The organism is Thermoanaerobacterium sp. RBIITD, assembly GCF_900205865.1.
Classification (GTDB): domain Bacteria; phylum Bacillota; class Thermoanaerobacteria; order Thermoanaerobacterales; family Thermoanaerobacteraceae; genus Thermoanaerobacterium.
Genome location: NZ_LT906662.1, coordinates 1,772,316 through 1,792,827, shown reverse-complemented (window position 1 = coordinate 1,792,827; position 20,512 = coordinate 1,772,316). Strand labels below are relative to the sequence as shown.

Here is a 20,512-nt window from a genome sequence, read left to right as displayed (position 1 = left end):
GCACTCACAAAGGAGTGCATTTAAAAATTAATATGTGCCAAGAGTCTGCTGTACTTGCGTGTTAGTGCTTGTTACACCTGATACCACTGTCTGACCCAGTTTTTTAATCTCTGGTCCTGCTGCTACCACAATGAAGATTAAAAGTACTGCAAAAGCGACTATTTCAGCAGAACCTTTCTTTGATTTTTTGAGTAAATTTGTTAAATTCATAAAACTACCTCCTAAAAATTTTTTACTGGCACTTTTACGTGCATAAAAAAAGGCAGGCATTAAGCCTGCTTAATTGTTAATTTCGCTATGGTAGTAATCATATATCGATCCTTTTACCGTTATTGGTATTGTTATTGACTTTGTGTCCGTTGTTCCATCAGGATATTTTGCATACGCCGTAATGATTATATTATACGTTCCATCTGGAGTATTTTTAGGAATTATTACTACTGTGTCATACCCTTCAGAACTGCTTTGTCTTGTATGCCAACTTCCATTACCACCTACAAGATCAGTTATACCAGTAGAAGAATATTCATTTGATGAATACCACATTTGTGCTGTTACTCTATACACTGGTCCTGTTGTCGTTATATTAACTTTTATTGCCTGACCTGCTGCATAAGTTGTTTGCATATTAGTTGATATTGTTATTGGTGATTGTACAAAAAACTGGTATGTTGCTGTTTGAGAAGCATTGCCAGCATTATCTATTGCTTTTATATGAATATAATATGTTCCTTCTTTATTAATAGATACTGTTATATTGTTTAATGTTGTATCTATAGTATTATCAGGCTCTGTATTAGGATTTTGATCTATTACATAAGAATAACCTTTTATACCTGTTGTAATTGTTGCACTTACTGTGTCGGATAGTCTTTTTAAATTATCAGAATTACCTGTCGCCTGCACATAATACTCATATGTGTTTCCATTATCTTTCGGAACATTCCAACTAATATTAATCTGATTGTCTTTTTGTGATGCTGTTATACCACTAACTGTATCAGGAGGTGTCAAGTCTTGAGCTGAATGGTCTAACCAACTTGTATCTGTTGTTACTTGCCCAAGATAAAATATAGTATTTGCTATTAGTTTTTGTTCATCTTCAGTAGCATATTGTGATGGAGGTACACCTGGATAAATACTATGTCCCGTCTGTATCATAGCTGTATTGTTCCACGTTGTTAGATAAAAATTAGCATTGTTCGTCATATTAGGATCATTTTGATCTACAAACTTCATCCATATATCACCATTAGCTACTTGATATACATCATGTGTATAAGGTACCACAAGATCAGTTCCAACATCTCCAATTTGCCAAGGATAATTGGTTAAAAGTCCTTTTTTTGTGATTCTAACCAGCGAATGTCCTGACCAATTATTTCCAGCAACACCATCATTCATATATCCGTTAACCCAAGGTATCCCACTTGAACTATCAAAAGATTGCATATTAATAAATGTATCTAATGAAGTAAAATTAGGCAATGCAAAAACTCTAATCGTATCATGCCCAAATAGGACACCTCTCCCACTTTCAATATAATTTGTCAATTCATTTTTTGCTTGAATATTTATATCTTTAGAATTATTGCTATCAGCAAATCCAAAAACAGCAACATCATAATTCCATATAATCGAAGGATTGCTATTGAAAGTATCAATCGACACACTATCAACTGATATTTTACCTTGTCCGTAATTATTCATCCAATCTTGCAATATAGGTATATAAGGATATACATTTAAAACCTTTAAGTGATCTTTAACAGGTATAGTTTGAAATTCCGAATCATTAACATCTTTCTTATATACCATGTATAAATATGTCTGCGAAGTATCATTTATGCCCCAATTGAGCTGTATAGCATTTTGAGAAGGCACTGGAATTGCTGTAATAAATGGTTTTGAATAACAATACGTATATACATCAGATACATTACCTGCATTATCAATAGCTTTTACGTGTACATAAAAATTACTTCCTGAATATGTGGTTGAAAAGTTGGAACTTGTTGTATCAATAGTATTATCAGGAACAGTATTAGGATTATTATCTATTACGACTGAATAACCTTTTATACCTGATGTTATTGTGGTTGTTACCGTATTAGAATCTATTTTTGTACCATTGTTCATTCCAGTTGCTTCTACATAATAACTATATGTTGTGCCTTCATCATTATCAGAAAGAGTAATATTAATATTATTACCATTCTTTTGGATATTCGTTATTTTAGGTTTATCTGGTGATGTTACATCTTGTCCCATGTGATCATCCCAACTTGTTTGGTCTGTTACTTGTGCAAGGTAAAATAAAGTATTTGCAAGTATTTTTTGTTCATCAGGTGTTGCATCACCGTTACTATGACCTGTCTGAATCATGGCTGTATTGTTCCATGTTGTAAGATACCAATTCATATTCAGTGCAGGATTTTGCTGCCATGCATTTATAATAGAATCTGTCCAACCTATATTAGGATAATATGGACTTCCATTAATATCATAAGCAATAAAAGGTTCTATATCAGCAAATCTTAACCATATATCGCCATTAGCAATTTCAAAACCTGTATGTGTATATGGTACACTTAAAATAGTTCCAACATCGCCAATTTGCCACGGATAATTGGTAAGCAAACCTTTTTTGCTGATAGTTACTTTTGTACTACCCCATGTTTGATAAGTATTAGGTAGTTGCGGTGGTGCCATACCGTTATATTGTGACGGTACTTCCTGAATGTTTAAGTATTGTGCTAATTTTTGGAAATTCTGTTCAAATGGAGTTGCATTATATGGTAAACTAACAGCATGAGCAATGGTATCATGTCCTAATAATATGCCTCTGCCATTCTGTATAAATGTTTCTACCATATTTTCAGCAGAAGCACTTAAATCAAAACCATTATTATTATCCCAGGCACCAAAATATACAACATCATATTTCCAAGAGCCATCAGTATTTTTAAGATAAGCATTAGGATTATTATTAAAATCTGTTATAGATACTGCATCAACACTTATTAAACCCTTGCCATAACCTTTGGGATCATCACTATTAGGCTGTTCCATCCACATCTTTAAACTTGCTGACTTTGGCAATGTATATGTTTGTCCTTGCCAGTTTGTAAATGTGATATTAGGTATTTGCCCACCTATTTGCAGTGAGTCTGAACTTTCAAATGTAAAAGTACCTATACCTGTTATACTGACATTGTCAATATAAGCAGTATCATTATAACTGCTTACTGATATATCTTTTGTATACGACCATGTAAATGTATGCTGTCCTGCTGATACAGAAAATGATACTTGTTGCCAGCCCAAATTACCACTGTTTTCAAGTTTTTCCTGCCCGTCAATATAGAAGTGAATAAAATCATAATTAGTTTCACTACTAACCATATACCAAAAAGATATTGTTCCTGATGATGGCATGTTTACTGTTAATGATGTTGAAGAAGTTGATTTATTTGTATGATTAGTACTTTCGTATCCATATTGACTGTTATACCCATATCCACTTGCTCTTGTCCAATTTCCTGAAAATGATATTGTATAAGCAGAAGGTGGATATACGTTCAAAACTTTAACTTGACTTTTTGCAGGTATTGTTTGAAATCCTGAATCTCCAGGTTTTTTCATATACAACATATAGGTATATGGTTGTGTACTATCAGGTACATTCCACTGCAAATGAATATAATTTCCTTGTGAATTAGGCGTTGCAGTTAATGTTAGACTACTACTTGCATAAGCGAAAATCAAAATTATAACAAATAATAAAATAATTAAAGATACTATAAAATATTTTTTCTTTTCTTTTAATGTACTTATAATCTTCACAATTCTCACCTCCTAACAAAAAAGGACAGGCTCAACACCTGTCCTCAACACTTATTCTTTGCGCTTAATCAAAGCCACAGCAAGCACTCCTAATGCCCATAAAGCAACAACAATTCTTGATATTGTAACTGACACGTGCGGTGCAACATAAGCATACGCACCTATAAAAGCAACAAGACCCATCAATACATACCATTTAGTTTTTTGATTCATAAAATATCTCCTCCATTTTTTTAATTTTTCACAATAAAAAAAAGCACGCTTTGACACGTGCTTAAAAGATTGTTTTAAGTCCACTCATAAGTTCAGGCATATATGAAGTCATGTATATTGCAAAAATACCAACAGTTATCAAAAATACAGCAGCCATAACCTTATAATCTGACGCCTTATTCTCTTTTTGTGCATGTGCTATTACTGAACTGAACATTAATTGTGATAAAGCCTGAAGCATTTCCTTTGACCTGCCAGTGACATCTTTCTGTTCAAGTGCGCTTACAAATACATCTATTTCATATATATCTGCAAGGTTTTTTAGTGATTTTATCATTTTATCTTTATCTTTGCTAACAAAATATTCAGCACTTATTTTATTAAGCCTTCTCTTTAACCAGTCCGATTTTACTGAATTTGCACATATCAAAAGAACATCACCATAGTCCATGTTTGTTGTAGAACCAATTTCAAATATGTCTACTATTGTAGGCAATTCCTTTTTTACAATACTTCTTATATCACGCTCTTTTAAGTACAAATAAATATCAATTAAAAAGAACATGCCAATTATAAATATAACCGCTTGAATTCCTTGAACTTTATTCATATATAAATACCATAAGCCCAAAACTGTTAAAGTAAATTTATAAAGTACATATTTATCAGCGTTCATACCAAAAGGATAATCAAGCCTTTCAAGTCTCTTATTAATCTTTGCACGTGTACCTTCATTCATGTATTTAAACTTTAAATCTTCTTTATCACCGTATTTCTTTTTATTTGCAAAAACATTATATGAGCTTAAAAACAAATATATAAGGATCATTAAAAGCAGTATCAAAGCTATATAAAAAAACAAAACATATCACCTCTTTTTCAGCTTTGTGCAATATTTTTAATTACATATATGCCAGCAATATAAGCAAATATATTAAATCCGATAACTGCCCAGCCTTGTATTGTATGTGTCAGCACATCTATATCCATCTGGTTTAAACCTATAAGTGAAAGTAAACTTAATGCTATTGTTCCGCCTATTACAAAAGTTGCAGTAGTTGCATTTGACTCTCTTTCAGTTCTTATCTGCATATTTTTCAATGCCTGCTCTCTTAAATGAGTTAATATTTCATTATAATTTCCGCCATATTTTTCATATATTTTTGTAAAACTCACAAACTTTCTGAATTCAGCATTTAAAACGCTGTTATTAATAGCGTCTAATGTTTCTAAAAATGTCTTTGACGATGTGTCATATAAAAGCATATTACGCTTAATAATGCTTTTTAAAGGTTCGCCTACAAATTTTCCAGCTTCTCTCAAAGCGTCAGGACAATTATTGTACGTATTAAAAAAATTCGTATACACGTTTAAAAAGTTTAAATAAATTTTGTCTATTTTTTTTGTTTTGTTCTCTATAATCATATTAAGCACATAATTTAAAGCGTACATAGCAACGCCTAAAACTAATATACCCATATAAAAACCTGTAAAAAGCATTTTAAAAACAATTGCAGTTAACAAAACTATTAATATTACAAAAACTGTTTTGCCGTTTAATTTGTATTTATTTAAACCAAAGACATTAATTACAGCATCTAATTTATTTGTTATGCTGTTATCTTTTATCTCAAGATTAGTTAAAACAAGATAAATAACAACCGCTGCAACAGGAATCAGGGCAAGTATTATCATCATCTCAACTCCTTTATTTCCTTGATTTTATATTTTTCAAGGAATATTACTACGTCAAGTGAATTTTCAAGCATTTCTCTTAACGTATCTTCTTTCATATCTGAATCGGCTCTGCTCATCAAATAAAGAAGTCTGTTTATAACTTCGTCTGCTGAATTAGCGTGTATTGTTGCCATTGAACCTTTATGTCCTGTATAAACGGCATTAAAAAAGTCAAAAGCTTCTTTATCTTTCATTTCACCTATAAAAATCCTGTCAAGGCTCTGTAACAATGCTGCACGTGTCAAATCAAACAATGTATAATTTTTGACTTCAGGATTATCTGATATTCTGACTAACTGTGTTATTATATCTGGATGCTTTGGTACGATCTCCATTGTTTCCTGTATCAACAACGCTCTGTCATTTAAAGGAATTTCATTAATTAATGCACCCATTAAAGTAGTTTTGCCTGAACCGCCTTTGCCAGCTATAATTATTGTCTTGTAGTTTTTTACCATTTGTTTTAAGCGTTCTCTTGTGTTTCCATCAAACATTCCTGACTTCTCTAAATTTAACAAGCTTTGTGACGCAGAAGGCTTTCTAATGCAGATAGTAGGTGATTTCGCAGCGATAGGAGGCAGACTAACTACAATCCTCAAATTTCTTAATCTGTCTGTTACAACCGCCTGTGCTTGATTTTGATTTATTGTACCGCCGTTCATTGCAACTATTTTTTGACAGTATTTCAATAGTTCCTGTTCACTCTTAAAGCTTTTATTTACCTTCATTTTATTTCCGTACTTTTTTATAAATATTGTTTCAGGATCATTAACTAATGTATCAGTAATATCTGGATCATCAATATAAGGCTGCAATATACCATATCCAAAAAGCATATCCTTAACATCTTTTAATTTTTCGCTTGATATTTTCCTTTCTGCTAAAAACGCAATAATTTCATTGTCTAATGCACTTTCACTGATCCTATTGCTGGAATAGTCGTTTATTACTTTTGATTTTTCGTAAGTGAATTTGTCAGATATTTCCTTTATGTCAACATCTTGAGCTTTATCTAAATCTACTTCATAAGGATTTATTAGCACATTAACACCCTCTTTACACTTTTTTAACTTTTATGCCTGTTATTTCTTTTGCGCTATCAACGTCTGCATGTTTTCCTGCTATAAGTCCTGTCATTTTAGCTTTGTCTATTTTCCAGTTGTCACATACAAACTTTATCATTTCAGCATTAATGTAATAAGACAAATTGTCAGGTTCCATCACCACGTTTATTTCATCAGCATATTTCAAGGCAACATAAGTATCAGTAAAATATATACCTGCATTTACATCAAATACAGCCATATCAAAATCGAGAACGCTTATTATATATGCCAAATGTTCAGGAGTAAATTTCATGTACTCATACTTATCAAAACCTGTAAAAACATACATAGAATTTTTTTTATTAAGAAATTGAGATATGTCACTTTGTCCTCCTTCATACATTGCAATAAGTTCTGTTTTAGACTTATATTCAAGTCCGTAATATCTATATATGTCAGGTATAAACTCTTTAAAGTCAATTAACACCGTTCTGCCTTTTTCCTTTTCAGCTCTTTTTATTGCAAGTTCTGTTTTTGAAGTCAGCTCTGCTGCACTCCAATACACTATTTTTTGCAAGTTTCAACACCTCACTTTACATTATTTAACAGAGAATTATTAATTGAAATCTTTGCGGTTTTTCTTAAATTGTAAGTAAAATCTTTAAGTGCATTTTGTTTTTTTACATCAAGAAGTGTTTCTTTTATAGAATCTTTAATATCATCAAGCGATTTTGTTCCTATATTATCAACTTTTACTATCTCATATATGCCTGAAATAAGTTTTACTTCTACCACACCATTAGACTTTAAATTATAATTTATTGTTGCAGAATATTGACTTAATGGAAGATTTCCTACATAACCGCCATTATCTTTCGTTGCAGTATCTATTGAATACTTTTTAGCCAAGTCAGAAAAATTACTGCCTTTGTTTAGCATATTTAAAACATTGTCTGCATCTTTTTCATTTTTTAAATCTATCCTATATATATCTGCGTATACATAGTCATTTTTATGCTGTTCATAATACTTTTTAATTTCATCATCAGATACACCTACATAACTTGTTTTTTTTGCAATCAGTTTATTTATTATATCAGTGTCATTTTTTCCTTTAATTCCTTCTTTAAGTGACTTATTAAGCATCAACTTTTTATTTATCATGTTGTTTAATAATTGTTCCTTATATATTTCTTTAAACGTCTTTCCATTAATCTTTTGGTTTTTAACACCTTGAATTTTTTGTTCTGTCTTGCTTAATGCTTTTTTAAACTCATAAACAGTTATTTTTTCTCCATTTACATTTGCAACAGGCAGTGAATTGTAATATACCAGATAGCCACCTGCAAAAGCAATAATAGCAAGCAAAGTAATTATTATCTTTTTCAATTTTGCACCTCCTCAAAAAGTTAATTCATATACATATACATATTCACGCTTAAATACCTGTTTATAAAAATCAGGATTAAATAAATTTTTTAATACAGTCTTTGAACTCATTAACACAAGTTTTTCTGACGGTTGAGGAATAATCATTAAGGTATCATCTAATCTTTTACATGTAAGAATATGTTCTTGTTCAAGTTTTAAAAGCACGTTTTTATATATAAACATATTAGTCGCAAATTTATAAGTTTTGCCTTTATTCTTTTCAGCTATATCCTTAAAAGAGCCTATATAATCATTTATGATATTTTTGCGTACCACATCTTTATTCTTAAAATAATCATAACGTCTGTAAGTTTTATATAAATGTTTCAAGCTCATGCCCTGTTTGATTTCTCCAAAAGTCAAAACAAATACAGGAGTAAGCCTTTTAAAAAACATTTCAATAAAGGCTGTTAAAATATCAAACAGAAAGTCAAAAACATATATTACTTTTACCAGCATATAAAAAATACCACCTAAATAATATATCATTATCTCACGGTCTTTCCTCTATAATCTGCATACTTTGTCCTTTAACATAATCAGTGCTTGGTCGCTTTAAAATATTTGTGTAAAATGCGTATTTAGGAAATATATAATGTATTGTTACTGTGACCTCACTGCCTGGATTGGTATCAGGATAACTAACATTTATTGTTGATTTATCACTCCAATCAGGAAGAAATTTGCCTGCAAAATTATCTGCTGCCTGCTGTGCTGAAACTTCTATTGTGTCAGGATTTTGTGCAGCACTCTTTGCAGCAACAAGAGACGTTTCCTGTACGACGACTTGATCATAGCCCATTATAGCTATCTGTGAAATAACGACAATTAATATAAGCAAAAACGGTACCCATACTATAAAATTTATAAATTCAGAGCCTTTTTTGTCTTTTAAAAACTTTTTAAACACAAATTACACCTCCTAAAAAAAAAATTAAGGCACTTTTTACGTGCCTTAATTTCCTACTGCTGTACTTGTTAACTTTGACATTACATTTGAAACAAAGTTTACTATTGCTTCTCTTGTTGTAGGAAGTGCAAAAAGTATTACTGCTACTGCAAATGCTATTATTGCGACTACTGTTACCACATCAGAACCTTTCCTGTCTGAAATAAATTTTACAGCTTTGTTTTTTATGTTTGTTAACATTTTAAAACCTCCTTAAAATTTTTTTACAAAAATAATGCACCCGCAAAGGAGTGCATATAAAAATTAATGAGTACCTAATGTTTGTTGCACTTGTGTATTGGTATTTGAAACGCCATTAACAACTGTCTGACCAAGCTGCTTAATCTGTGGTCCTGCTGCAACTACTATAAAGATTAAGAGTATTGCAAAGGCAACTATTTCAGCAGAGCCTTTCTTTGATTTTTTAAGTAAATTTGTTAAATCTATAAAACTACCTCCTAAAATTTTTTTATTGGCACTTTTACGTGCCTTAATTTCCTACTGCTGTACTTGTTAACTTTGACATTACATTTGAAACAAAGTTTACTATTGCATCTCTTGTTGTAGGAAGTGCAAAAAGTATTACTGCTACTGCAAATGCTATTATTGCGACTACTGTTACCACATCAGAACCTTTCCTGTCTGAAATAAATTTTACAACTTTGTTTTTTATGTTTGTTAACATTTTAAAACCTCCTTAAAATTTTTTTACAAAAATAATGCACCCACAAAGGAGTGCATATAAAAATTAATGAGTACCTAATGTTTGTTGCACTTGTGTATTGGTATTTGAAACGCCATTAACAACTGTCTGACCAAGCTGCTTAATCTGTGGTCCTGCTGCAACTACTATAAAGATTAAGAGTATTGCAAAGGCAACTATTTCAGCAGAGCCTTTCTTTGATTTCTTGAGTAAACCTGTTAAACTCATAGCAACACCTCCTAAACTTTATGTGTTATTGTTAATTTGTGCCAAGAGTCTGTTGTACCTGTGTGTTAGTGTTTGTTACACCTGATACTACTGTCTGACCAAGCTGCTTAATCTGTGGTCCTGCTGCAACTACAATGAAGATCAAAAGTATTGCAAAGGCAACTATTTCAGCAGAGCCTTTCTTTGATTTCTTGAGTAAACCTGTTAAACTCATAGCAACACCTCCTAAACTTTATGTGTTATTGTTAATTTGTGCCAAGAGTCTGTTGTACCTGTGTGTTAGTGTTTGTTACACCTGATACTACTGTCTGACCAAGCTGCTTAATCTGTGGTCCTGCTGCAACTACAATGAAGATCAAAAGTATTGCAAAAGCAACTATCTCCGCAGAACCTTTCTTTGATTTTTTGAGTAAATTTGTTAAATTCATAAAACTACCTCCTAAAAATTTTTTATTGGCACTTTTACGTGCACAAAAAAAAAGGCACTCAAAAGAGTGCGTGAACCTCTCTCTACTAAAGTAGAGAGCATCAGATTAAGCCCCTTCTGTATCGTCCTCGGTTCTATGGAACATACCCATAGATGATTTACCTACCTCGATACAAACAGTAACCAATCTGTTGTGCTATATCGGCTATCTGCAAATGAGCAAATAATCTCGATACTTCATCCCCGTATGGAAGGTAAGAGGTTCATATGGCTATTATTTGCGTAATAGCTACGCTATCCATATATTTATTATGTCTTTCATTAAGCAACATTTTTAGCTTATTATGCCTATATTTTTTATTATATTTGTATTTCTCCACTATTTCTGCTATTTCTTTGTCTTCAGCTCTCTTTGCTATATTTATTGCACCTACGTGATCTGCGTCATCTTCATATCCGCAACATATACATTTGAATTGTTTACCGTTTCGATTTTTCTTGTTTGCATTATGACATATGGGACATTCCTGTGATGTATATGCAGGTTCGACTCCTACAAATTTTACCCCGTGCCATTCCAGTTTTTCCTGCATCTTTTTAAGCAGCTGTCCTCTTGCCCAGTTAGTATCACGTCTGTTGCTTTTCCTGCCACGGTCAAATTCCAGTATATTCAGATCTTCCATTGATACAAGTATTTCTTTACCTTTTACGTCATTTATAAATCCTTTAATGGCAGAAGATATTTCTTTATTGACTGCATGATTATATGATCTCAGAACACGGTTCAGAGACTTTCTTCCTTGCAGCATTTTATTAATATTCCCTATTTTTTCCCTTAGTTTCTGTTTTTTGTTTTCATCATTCGCCTTTTTGATTTCTTTCCTGTATTTTCTCATTAGTGCTTTTAATTTGCTTCTGTTCGATAATTTAGGAAGAACAGTTAAATCATATATTTCTATCATTTGTTTGAAACTGCCATATATTTTGTTTTCTGATGTATGAATAAGTTCTGTTTCTCCGACATCTATACCAATGATTTTGTCATATTTATATTCTTTTGTTTTCTTTTCTACTGGCACGCTTACTCTTATCAAACCTGATTTTAAGACTTTTATTGTGGGTGATCCATTTTTATATTGGTTAAGCCTTCTCGCCGAATCATTGGATGTCTTGAGTGGTATGTCAATCCATTTTCCTTTTTTGAGTGTTTTAACACGTATTACATAATCCGCTTTTATATGATCTGCCTTTTCTATCTTGCACAGTCTTGAATCTAATTGTATTGGTGCGTCTTTTATTTCAGGCATTTTTCTTGCAGCAAGTTCTTCAAAAAATGTTGTGCGTACTGTTGACATCATGAATTGTATTTCTTCACTAGTATGCTTATAAAGCATAGCAAGCAATTCTTTATAGAACAATATCTTATTTTCATATTCTTTTGTGCATTTACCATTTTTCTCATCAATAATTTTTTGATTAACATCTATTAATCGATTTAATTCAGCGTAAGGATTGAGTTTAAGTAATGAAGCATTTAATAATGTCGTTGATGATATAAAATTGCTAATATCGCCCTTATTCACGTATAAGCCATACATATAGTTTTTTATTCTGATAAAATGATTATGCAACTCTTTTAATGCATGATCAAATGCGTTTTGTCCCAAAGCCGAACCAAGATAATTTAATCCACACTTATTTCGCTGATTTTTTTCGAATTGACGTATCTCACTATCTTTTTTATTGTTAAGAAAAATTGTTAAGTATAAATTTTTATTATTAATTAAAAGGTCAATGTAAGTATTAACAAGTTGGGTATACAGTTTTTGCATAGTTAATATTTCAGTTAATTTTATATTGGTAGGTTTACCATACAAAAATACACTTTTAGTTTTTGCACTCATATCATTTCACCCCCTTGTCTTTTGATGTTCAATGTATTTTTTTATTACATCTTCAGATATGGAACCAATTGTTTCGATATAGAATGATGAATTCCAAAGATGTCCTTTCCATAATTGTTTTGTCAGTTCAGGATACTTCATTAATGTTCTTCTGGCACTTATTCCTTTAAGCATTTTAACAATGTATGAAGGTGCTACTTGCGGATGTGCGGATACAAATACATGTACATGGTCTGGCATTATTTCCATTGAAGCTATTATAAATCCCTTGTCATTTGCTATTTCACCAAACAACGATTTGAGATATTCTTGTATATCTTCAGTCAATACCTCCTTTCTATATTTTGTAGACCAAACGATGTGATAATTAACATTGTATACACATGTCCTTGCATGAATTAAGTTATTCTTTTCCATACATATAGTATACTATATTTTTCACTTATATTCAATATCTATATTCATTATGATTCTACACATGGTATTGTAATAATAAAAAAACGGCTTTCATCTCTCCAATGAATTGGAGAGGATTCCCGCCTATGATCCTAAAAAAACAAAAGCAGGAATACATTAAGTACTCCTGCTTTCTAGTAAGGATAAACCTGATGGTCTACATCATATTCAAGTTTATTGTCTATTTGAGTATCTTTCCGTCCAATAAAAGGCACAGGTTTCATTAAAGGATCAGGCTGCATTTTAAGGTACAGTTTGTTGTCCTTTAACAAGTAATGATCCACACGTGCTATTCCAAGTCCATGTATACGCTCAAAATAGGTCACATCAGGTCCAGGAGGATTCGCAAACGTCGGATCAAAAGCATTGATTGCAACATTGTCTTTTACAAGCGTGTCTACTTTCCCGTACTTTTCTACCTCAAACGGAAATACCATCTTTGTATCTTTTGTGTACGGATTTATACCTTGATTAGCATAGTAAATGTCATTTAAGTCAATCTGTCCTGCTTTAGGATACTCAAAATACGCATCATATTCAAAACTATTTTTGTCCTGTTTCAGGTTTTTAACGTATTTAGGCGTTATCGTTTGTCTGCCTGCGTCCTTATAACGCACCACGAGTGTTTCAGGTTCATCTACTTTAGTCAAATCAAGCGGTACAAATCTCAATATTTTCTCTCCATTTACTCCGTATTCATACGTCCAATAGCCTATGTCAGTTACTTTTACATGCACTTTTAAGAATGAATGTTGTTCACTGTCTATTGCTATTGAAGGTACTGACGGATGCCATAACGTATATACCACATCTCTGTCAAACGTTATTTGTGCCTTATATGACACTGGAGAGTTGTTTTCAGGATATATCTGAAGTGTTTTCATATATACGTCAGACCATCTTGCTTTTAATCTTGAATACCTGCCTGTTGGATTGTCCTCAACTGATAGCTTTATTAGATGATAGCCTGGCTGATTTACCGCAACCGTATTTAAGTAATTTTCTGCTGCTGTTTTGTCTGTAAACACATTTCCGTCTATATTCCATTTCCAAGCTACAATAGGATCAAAATCAGGATCATATGACAGGTCTTGCAGAGATATTTTATTATTTTTATTAACGCCGTTTACATCACCTACAACTGAAAAATAAGCTACAGGCGCATTGTTGTAATATACTCTTAACGGCTTTTTATCCATGCCGAAGTGCTGCGGTATACCTGTCCAGTACATTTGATTTTTGTAATAATCCCAATCTGTCAATGTTACCCACATATCATATGAATAACTTTCTATGTTATAATGATCGTCATCATATCTTTTGCCAGATACAGGCAGCAGATTAATCTGACCCCATGAAACATTGTAATTTGTTACTCCAGTTGACGTATATTCAGGATTGCCTAAATCTTGATACGTTATAGGACCGGATGATACTTTTACAGGTACAGGATGATATAAACTATATGAGCCAAAATGTACGTTGCCATCACTATCAGTCCACGAATAATATTCTGTCGTCCAATATCCATAATCTTCCCACCAAGAGTTCACATAAGAACCTGTTATTACGTTCCACTGATAATAATCAGTCCAATAATTTGTATTTGAACCGCTTGATCCTTGCATTACTGGAAGTGTCGTAAACGATATTGATTCTTGATTTAATGGTCCGCCTGGATAAGGACTTGTAGGCAAGTACCAATTAAAGTTATCTGTATAAGACGCATTTTCTGGATTTACAAGCACCTTATGGCTTGTCGGATTTTCCTGATGAGTGCCCCAAGGACTGCTATTTGCAACGTAGTGATTAAGGCTTTCAACAATATACCTGTCATAAACCCAGTTTGAATCCTCTGTATAATTTACAGTGCCTATACTGTCACCTACCATAGCCTCGTCCATGTTGTTATAAGGATTTTTTGTAGTTCCTGTAAAATCAAATTTTACATCTAATGTACCTCCAGATACTTCTTTCTGTCCGCCTTCAAGCTGTTTATTAAGGACATTGTCTTTGTATTGTGTTTCTTTTAAAAGCCTGTCATTGTCCGTGTTATGGAACATTTCACCTGCTTTAGAACCATCATTATCGCCCTGATATACTGGATTGTTATAGTCGATTGTCGCTGTTATCAGTTCTGTACCTGTCAAATAGTACGAACCGAAATCGACTGATTTTTCACCGAATGGATCATAGTTTACTATTTGAGTGTTTACTAGATTATGATTTATATACAGCCTTGCAGTTGCTGTTCCATGAAACTGATAAAGCGATTTTGTATCAACAGCTATATGGACGTATTGAGGTTTGCTTATAATTGCTGTGTCATGGTTGTTTTGGTCAAATGTATGGATTTCTGATACTGTCAGGTTTCCAGTTGCCTGATAATCACCGACAAATATTGTTGCAGAAGCTGCCTTATTATTTACCACTGCACTATTTACGTATTCACCGTTGCTTACTGCAATTACATTTGCTTTCAATATAGCAGTCTGATTAGGCTCTAACGTACCTATATACCACATATATCCATTGTAATAGCCAATTGAAGGCTCAATGCTTACATATTTAAGTCCTTGTGGCATTTGGTCAGTTACAACAACATTGTCAACAGGCTTATCTGATGTATTTTTAACTGTCACCTCATAGTAGTCGCTCTCTCCAATGTTTATATAAGGTCTGTCTACTGTCTTTGTTATCACTAGTCCACTGCCATTTGAGTATGTTATTTTAAGCGTTACATCAGTATCAAAAATGTACTTATTAGATTTCATTACACGTACATCAATACCAAAATCAAAGCCTACATCTGTGTTATACACAAAGGCTTTTATTTTATGTCCTTTATATTGAGGAGGAAGTAAAATATATGACGCACCTATTATTTGAGCATTAGGTACTCCATCACCATATACAATTTGCACAGGACTGCCATTAGGATATCTTAAGTCTGTTAAAGGTACATATTTTCCTGTTGTTTCATCATACACATATCTCAAAAAGTACCATCCATTAGAACCCCATTGTCCGTTAGGCTGAACCTGATAGTACATGCCTGTATTTGGATCACGTCTTAAATCATACTTACTGCCAGTCAAAGGATTTATTTGATCTGCTAGTGTTGTTGGTATCCAATTATTATAGTCATGTCCTATTAATTCTTTTGGAACATTATTTGAATTTGGATCGCCTAAATAGAGATATTCTCCGTTGCTTTCTTTATGAAGCGGAAAATACAGTGCTACATAGTTTGTATCGTATCGTGACGCTGCTGTTTTGCCTTCTGTCATAAGGTAAAAGTCAAATTGAGGATATACCTGCATATTTGATATTTGCTTGCCTTTACCAAATTGATAATCTCCACTATCAGTTTTTTGTACCCATGAAGCATAATTAACATTATCGCTGCCTTCCGTATTGCTCCACACAGGCGGTGCATCATTGACAAAATATTTACCTTGATCACTTACATAACCTTGAGGCGATGTATAATCTTTATCTGGATTTAAGAGTATTGCAGGTATTCCATCTTTTTTATATGTTGTACTTGTTTTTGCCTGATCTATATTGGACGCATCAAATGTTGCAACTTGCCAGCCTGCTTTATCACTATCACTATTTGCACCATCTATTGTTATACTAGGATTTTCTGGATTTTGTGCGTAATTTTTTAAGATACTGTTTATTCCAGGCGGATTTGTTATTTGCATAAACAGTTGATCATATCCTAATGTACGTGGCATCTTAAAGTGATCATCTTGACCTATCAAAGTAGATGAATATGCCATATAGCTATAGTAGTGCTTTATATGCGCCCAAGAAAACTGGAGACTGTTCATATCAGGCTCTACATTTCCGCCCCATGTTCCTATTGTCAATCCACTGTCTGATGTTGACATCACTCTTGCCTGTCCGTTTGACGAACTTGTTACTTCTGCCGATACAATTCTTTCACCATCAGGTATTACTGCACCTGCTTTTATCAGGTCATCTATTGAAAAAGTATTGTCTGTGAAGTGTGATGGATCACCGCCTGAAGCTTTTATTTTTTGATATTGTTCTGCTGTAAGCTCTCTGTGAATATGGACTGTCACGTATGTTGTACCATTGTCTGATATTGCAGGAGTATCCGCTTTTGCTTTCACAGGAGTATATGCTATGCTGCCAAATATCATTATTCCTGATAATATTAGCGGTATTGCTTTTTTCGTTTTGTTTTTCACCTCCTCTCTTTCTTTAAATATTAGAAGGTCTTTTATCATTAAAAATCACCTCCATAAAAAAGAGGACTTATGTCCTCAAAAAAATAAGACAGGATATTCCCTGCCTTATTTCCACGGTTCTACATATTGAGTTGTGTAATTTCCATAAGTATCTGTCATAGTATATAATTGACCTGTGTTACCGTCAAATGCTATAACTCCAACATTACCAGATATCATACCATTAGGCGGTACAACATCAGTAATTTTTTTGAACTGATCTCCATATTCTATTGGCAAGTTTTTGCTTATATATATTGAATTCGTTGCCTGATCAAACTTTACGCCATATCCAAAGGCATTTGCTTCAGCTCTCAACGGCAAGTATGTCACACCATCGTCCATTATTAAAGGTGGCACATCAGTCTTAAATAACATATAATGATATGGATTGTCTATAGCTTTAACTATATATGGCATTCTTATAAAAAAGCCTAACTTCCACGGATCAGCAGGCATTGGATAACCAGAACCATTTAATTCATTATCATACCTTACAGAGTTAATTATAAATCCATCAGGTCTGTTTGATTTATATCCAGGATCCCAGTATACAATATCAGGAGGTCCAACAGCACCGCCCACCTGACTTTTAACCACGTTCACATAATTTGTAATGTAATATATAAAAGCTCTCAAAGGCATCATTACACGTCCACGAACAATTAATATAGGTCTGTTAACTGTTACAACCTGATATGTTCCATTAACCTTTTGTATTTCCTGAGTATTTCTAAAGTCAACCTTTTTGCCTTCTATATATATGTTCGGATTAGACTCATATACAGGCTCATTAGGAAGTCCTGCTATATGATGTGAACTTGCTGCTGGCGTATTAGTTGTCGTGCTTGCTGTACTTGTCGTTGTCATTGTTGTAGACGTTAATGTTACGCTATTTGATGTTTTATCTGCAAAGCCTGCTGCTGGTATTAACATCGTGCTTATTAATAATGCACTTAATGCTACTTTTAATGTTTTCTTCATATGTGGCATCACTCCTTCATTAATATTTTACTACAACTTTTATGTCTTACAACATTTTTCCTTACAAGATATAGTGTACACCTATTTATAGTTTTTGTCAATATATAGATGTACTAAAACTTAACAAGCATTAAAAAAGGCAGGCATCAAGCCTGCTCTTATTCCTGATAGTTTTTAAATATTCTGCTATGGTAATTTATAGGTACATATAAAGTTTGATTTCTTGTAAGTTTGTTTAAAACATTTTTAGTTTTTAATGCAACGTTGCCTGTTATTGTAAGAGTATAGTCATTTAAAGAAACATCAACGTTATTAATAGTATATCCATATTCATTGAATACTTGAGTTACAATGTTTATAGCATTTTGCTTGTCAAAGTATAATGAATTAGAAACTATATGCTTATTATCGTACTCATTTCCGCTCTGTCCATCTTGAGATTTCAATATAGAATACTGGATTTTTTCTGAAGATTGTACACACGCAGTATTAATATTTGCTCTTTCTGTTCCTACCTGATAAAATAAATCAACGCCTATAATCAAAAGTCCAAATATTAGCACAAGATAAAAAACTGTAAACAGCATACCAGAACCTTTCTCATCTTTTAACATGTCTTGTTCCTCCTCAACTGACTTGACCCATGAACTTGAATATCATCAATATCAGAGGATACACAATTACAAGTATAAACGGAATTACGTAGCCTACAAATATATGAAGTGTATATTTTATAGGCGCATTTTCTGCCATAGATATTATTTTTGTTTCAAGCTCAAGTTCCATGTTTTCCTGAAGTCTTTCTAATGAACTCACTATATCTGTTGTTGTTTGAGATCTCATTGACAAAATCCTTGCTATACGCTGAAAATCAGGCGACAATGTCTTTGGTGAAACATTGTCTAAAGCGTCACGAAGAGATTCTCCTGCATTTATCCTCATAACTACCTCTTTTAAAAAAGGAGTAACTATGCTCTTTTTAGATTTTGATACATAATCTAAAACACTTTCAACAGGCGTTCCAACCTTCAAGCCTTGAAGCATAGCATCTATTACATCAGGAAGCTCTCTTTGAAACTGATCTTTAAACTTTTTAAGTTTGCCTGTATATCTTGAAAGTGTCAATGCTATAAGTGCAATTGCCATTACAATACCGTTTGCTGCCATACCTCTCAAAATACCTAACATAATAAAAACAACAGATAAAAATATCATCACTGCAAGGACAGAAAGCATTTCGTACACGTCTTTAACACGAAAAACAAAAACTTGAAGATAACCTTTCGTATCAGGCAAAGCTATGTCTACACCTGCTATTGTTTTTATGTTCCGATCCATTGAACTCAAAAAATCTTCAGAAATTCTCCTTTTTATAAAAGGCTTAAAAAAACTTGTCAATTTATCTATCATAAAGAACACCTCACATTTTTACCATCTTGTCTATTGATTTCAAAATCAAGTAAGTCGTAATCACAAAACTGCCTAAAACAATGGATAGAATTATATGACCCATTACTGTTGAATACGCCGATTGAAAGTCAGGAGAACTTGAAATCAAAATTGGTATAAATATTAAGATAATGCCTAAAATAGCAATTATTAAACCTTTTGTATTTGATGTAAGAGATTTTACCTTAAGACCTCTTTGCAGTTTTTTATTTACTTTTTCAGCCGAACTTGCACATACATCAATTAAATTTGCACCTGTCTCCATAGCATATAAGATACTGTCAATCCACGAAGTTATTATGCTTGAATATATAACATCGTCTTTAAACCTTAACAGTGCATCTTCTATAGTCATACCTGAATTAACATTTGTTATTACCTTGTCTAAATGCTCTCTTAATATAGGTTTAGTATACTTTGTTACATCAGAAATAGCAGATAAAAAATTAGGATTGACACGCAGCACAACAGCCAAATCAGTTGCAAAAACGCCAAATTCCTGTTCAGTCTTAAATCTTATGCTTGATTTTCTGTTATTTAAGAAAAATTTAATCAGTACCACTAACACAACTATAGAAAGTATTGAATACATCAAACCAAACTTAATCATAGTAATAACAAAAAGTGTCAGTGAAACATATAAAAAATAAAGTATAAAATCATCAGTTTTTATTTTTATACCAGCACTGACAAGGCTTTCAGTAAGCTTATCATAAAACTTTCCAAGTCCTTGAAACATACTGTAATGTACTTCTTCAGGCTTTATTAATTGCCTGTTTAAACGTATCTGTATGCGGTACTTTTTATAATCGTTTATTGCAAGAAAAGTAAGTCCTAATAAAAAGACCAATACAGCAGCAAACACACTTATTATCAA

At 32.6% G+C, this 20,512-nt stretch carries 22 protein-coding genes; all 22 read right to left on the bottom strand.

Features of this window, described 5'->3' with window-relative positions; all coding sequences use genetic code 11:
- Nucleotides 1-27: 27 nt before the first annotated feature.
- The 22 genes from CPG45_RS08500 to CPG45_RS08395 all read right to left on the bottom strand — a co-directional run bounded on the left by CPG45_RS08500 (nucleotide 28) and on the right by CPG45_RS08395 (nucleotide 20,512).
- Complete coding sequence (locus CPG45_RS08500) at nucleotides 28-210, bottom strand: flagellin (RefSeq protein ID WP_096231502.1); 183 nt, start codon at nucleotides 208-210, stop codon at nucleotides 28-30.
- 69 nt (nucleotides 211-279) lie between these two features.
- Nucleotides 280-3,846: an Ig domain-containing protein gene (locus tag CPG45_RS08495; protein ID WP_096231501.1), complete on the bottom strand. Its 3,567-nt coding sequence runs from the start codon at nucleotides 3,844-3,846 to the stop codon at nucleotides 280-282.
- Nucleotides 3,847-3,897: 51 nt separating this feature from the next.
- A complete protein-coding gene (locus tag CPG45_RS16840) occupies nucleotides 3,898-4,059 on the bottom strand; it encodes a hypothetical protein (RefSeq protein WP_157732365.1) in 162 nt (53 codons plus the stop codon).
- A 61-nt stretch (nucleotides 4,060-4,120) separates the two neighbouring features.
- Nucleotides 4,121-4,921 carry a hypothetical protein gene (locus CPG45_RS08490; RefSeq protein WP_096231500.1) on the bottom strand — a complete coding sequence of 267 codons (801 nt, stop codon included), beginning with the start codon at nucleotides 4,919-4,921 and terminating at the stop codon, nucleotides 4,121-4,123.
- Between the two features lie 17 nt (nucleotides 4,922-4,938).
- Nucleotides 4,939-5,754 (bottom strand): type II secretion system F family protein, encoded by an 816-nt coding sequence (locus tag CPG45_RS08485; protein WP_096231499.1) that lies wholly within the window; start codon nucleotides 5,752-5,754, stop codon nucleotides 4,939-4,941.
- The gene (locus CPG45_RS08480; protein ID WP_096231498.1) at nucleotides 5,754-6,839 is read right to left on the bottom strand and encodes a TadA family conjugal transfer-associated ATPase; all 1,086 of its coding nucleotides are present in this window, start codon (nucleotides 6,837-6,839) and stop codon (nucleotides 5,754-5,756) included. The genes CPG45_RS08485 and CPG45_RS08480 overlap by 1 nt, the downstream gene beginning before the upstream one ends.
- Before the next feature lie 13 nt (nucleotides 6,840-6,852).
- Entirely contained in the window at nucleotides 6,853-7,419 is a 567-nt protein-coding gene (locus CPG45_RS08475; RefSeq protein WP_096231497.1) for a hypothetical protein, read from the bottom strand.
- A gap of 11 nt (nucleotides 7,420-7,430) precedes the next feature.
- A complete protein-coding gene (locus tag CPG45_RS08470; protein WP_096231496.1) occupies nucleotides 7,431-8,231 on the bottom strand; it encodes a peptidylprolyl isomerase in 801 nt (266 codons plus the stop codon).
- Between the two features lie 12 nt (nucleotides 8,232-8,243).
- Nucleotides 8,244-8,732, bottom strand: a complete 489-nt coding sequence (locus tag CPG45_RS08465; protein ID WP_157732364.1) for a hypothetical protein — start codon at nucleotides 8,730-8,732, stop codon at nucleotides 8,244-8,246.
- A gap of 34 nt (nucleotides 8,733-8,766) precedes the next feature.
- Entirely contained in the window at nucleotides 8,767-9,183 is a 417-nt protein-coding gene (locus CPG45_RS08460) for a hypothetical protein (protein WP_096231494.1), read from the bottom strand.
- 45 nt (nucleotides 9,184-9,228) lie between these two features.
- Nucleotides 9,229-9,423, bottom strand: coding sequence for a hypothetical protein (locus tag CPG45_RS08455; RefSeq protein ID WP_096231493.1), 195 nt, complete (start codon nucleotides 9,421-9,423; stop codon nucleotides 9,229-9,231).
- Nucleotides 9,424-9,712: 289 nt separating this feature from the next.
- Nucleotides 9,713-9,907: a hypothetical protein gene (locus tag CPG45_RS08445; RefSeq protein WP_096231492.1), complete on the bottom strand. Its 195-nt coding sequence runs from the start codon at nucleotides 9,905-9,907 to the stop codon at nucleotides 9,713-9,715.
- Between the two features lie 63 nt (nucleotides 9,908-9,970).
- Nucleotides 9,971-10,153 (bottom strand): flagellin, encoded by a 183-nt coding sequence (locus tag CPG45_RS08440; protein ID WP_096231491.1) that lies wholly within the window; start codon nucleotides 10,151-10,153, stop codon nucleotides 9,971-9,973.
- 31 nt (nucleotides 10,154-10,184) lie between these two features.
- The gene (locus CPG45_RS08435; protein WP_096231490.1) at nucleotides 10,185-10,367 is read right to left on the bottom strand and encodes a flagellin; all 183 of its coding nucleotides are present in this window, start codon (nucleotides 10,365-10,367) and stop codon (nucleotides 10,185-10,187) included.
- A 31-nt stretch (nucleotides 10,368-10,398) separates the two neighbouring features.
- Nucleotides 10,399-10,581: a flagellin gene (locus tag CPG45_RS08430; RefSeq protein WP_096231489.1), complete on the bottom strand. Its 183-nt coding sequence runs from the start codon at nucleotides 10,579-10,581 to the stop codon at nucleotides 10,399-10,401.
- Between the two features lie 262 nt (nucleotides 10,582-10,843).
- Complete coding sequence (locus tag CPG45_RS08425) at nucleotides 10,844-12,484, bottom strand: RNA-guided endonuclease InsQ/TnpB family protein (RefSeq protein WP_096231488.1); 1,641 nt, start codon at nucleotides 12,482-12,484, stop codon at nucleotides 10,844-10,846.
- Between the two features lie 6 nt (nucleotides 12,485-12,490).
- Nucleotides 12,491-12,901: an IS200/IS605 family transposase gene (gene tnpA / locus CPG45_RS08420; protein ID WP_096231487.1), complete on the bottom strand. Its 411-nt coding sequence runs from the start codon at nucleotides 12,899-12,901 to the stop codon at nucleotides 12,491-12,493.
- Between the two features lie 173 nt (nucleotides 12,902-13,074).
- Nucleotides 13,075-17,202, bottom strand: coding sequence for a DUF11 domain-containing protein (locus CPG45_RS08415; RefSeq protein WP_096231486.1), 4,128 nt, complete (start codon nucleotides 17,200-17,202; stop codon nucleotides 13,075-13,077).
- A 66-nt stretch (nucleotides 17,203-17,268) separates the two neighbouring features.
- A complete protein-coding gene (locus CPG45_RS08410; protein ID WP_157732363.1) occupies nucleotides 17,269-18,186 on the bottom strand; it encodes a stalk domain-containing protein in 918 nt (305 codons plus the stop codon).
- Between the two features lie 158 nt (nucleotides 18,187-18,344).
- The gene (locus CPG45_RS08405; RefSeq protein ID WP_096231484.1) at nucleotides 18,345-18,800 is read right to left on the bottom strand and encodes a hypothetical protein; all 456 of its coding nucleotides are present in this window, start codon (nucleotides 18,798-18,800) and stop codon (nucleotides 18,345-18,347) included.
- A 13-nt stretch (nucleotides 18,801-18,813) separates the two neighbouring features.
- Nucleotides 18,814-19,596, bottom strand: coding sequence for a type II secretion system F family protein (locus CPG45_RS08400; RefSeq protein ID WP_096231483.1), 783 nt, complete (start codon nucleotides 19,594-19,596; stop codon nucleotides 18,814-18,816).
- Nucleotides 19,597-19,606: 10 nt separating this feature from the next.
- On the bottom strand, nucleotides 19,607-20,512 hold the full coding sequence (locus CPG45_RS08395) for a type II secretion system F family protein (RefSeq protein ID WP_157732362.1): 906 nt from the start codon (nucleotides 20,510-20,512) through the stop codon (nucleotides 19,607-19,609).

Bases quoted from the DNA above. Each gene is read 5' to 3' on its own strand.
- CPG45_RS08500 (WP_096231502.1), bottom strand. From the start codon at position 210: ATGAATTTAACAAATTTACTCAAAAAATCAAAGAAAGGTTCTGCTGAA.
- CPG45_RS16840 (WP_157732365.1), bottom strand. From the start codon at position 4,059: ATGAATCAAAAAACTAAATGGTATGTATTGATGGGTCTTGTTGCTTTT.
- CPG45_RS08485 (WP_096231499.1), bottom strand. From the start codon at position 5,754: ATGATAATACTTGCCCTGATTCCTGTTGCAGCGGTTGTTATTTATCTT.
- CPG45_RS08465 (WP_157732364.1), bottom strand. From the start codon at position 8,732: ATGCTGGTAAAAGTAATATATGTTTTTGACTTTCTGTTTGATATTTTA.
- CPG45_RS08455 (WP_096231493.1), bottom strand. From the start codon at position 9,423: ATGTTAACAAACATAAAAAACAAAGCTGTAAAATTTATTTCAGACAGG.
- CPG45_RS08445 (WP_096231492.1), bottom strand. From the start codon at position 9,907: ATGTTAACAAACATAAAAAACAAAGTTGTAAAATTTATTTCAGACAGG.
- CPG45_RS08440 (WP_096231491.1), bottom strand. From the start codon at position 10,153: ATGAGTTTAACAGGTTTACTCAAGAAATCAAAGAAAGGCTCTGCTGAA.
- CPG45_RS08435 (WP_096231490.1), bottom strand. From the start codon at position 10,367: ATGAGTTTAACAGGTTTACTCAAGAAATCAAAGAAAGGCTCTGCTGAA.
- CPG45_RS08430 (WP_096231489.1), bottom strand. From the start codon at position 10,581: ATGAATTTAACAAATTTACTCAAAAAATCAAAGAAAGGTTCTGCGGAG.
- CPG45_RS08425 (WP_096231488.1), bottom strand. From the start codon at position 12,484: ATGAGTGCAAAAACTAAAAGTGTATTTTTGTATGGTAAACCTACCAAT.
- tnpA (WP_096231487.1), bottom strand. From the start codon at position 12,901: ATGGAAAAGAATAACTTAATTCATGCAAGGACATGTGTATACAATGTT.
- CPG45_RS08415 (WP_096231486.1), bottom strand. From the start codon at position 17,202: ATGATAAAAGACCTTCTAATATTTAAAGAAAGAGAGGAGGTGAAAAAC.
- CPG45_RS08410 (WP_157732363.1), bottom strand. From the start codon at position 18,186: ATGAAGAAAACATTAAAAGTAGCATTAAGTGCATTATTAATAAGCACG.
- CPG45_RS08405 (WP_096231484.1), bottom strand. From the start codon at position 18,800: ATGTTAAAAGATGAGAAAGGTTCTGGTATGCTGTTTACAGTTTTTTAT.
- CPG45_RS08400 (WP_096231483.1), bottom strand. From the start codon at position 19,596: ATGATAGATAAATTGACAAGTTTTTTTAAGCCTTTTATAAAAAGGAGA.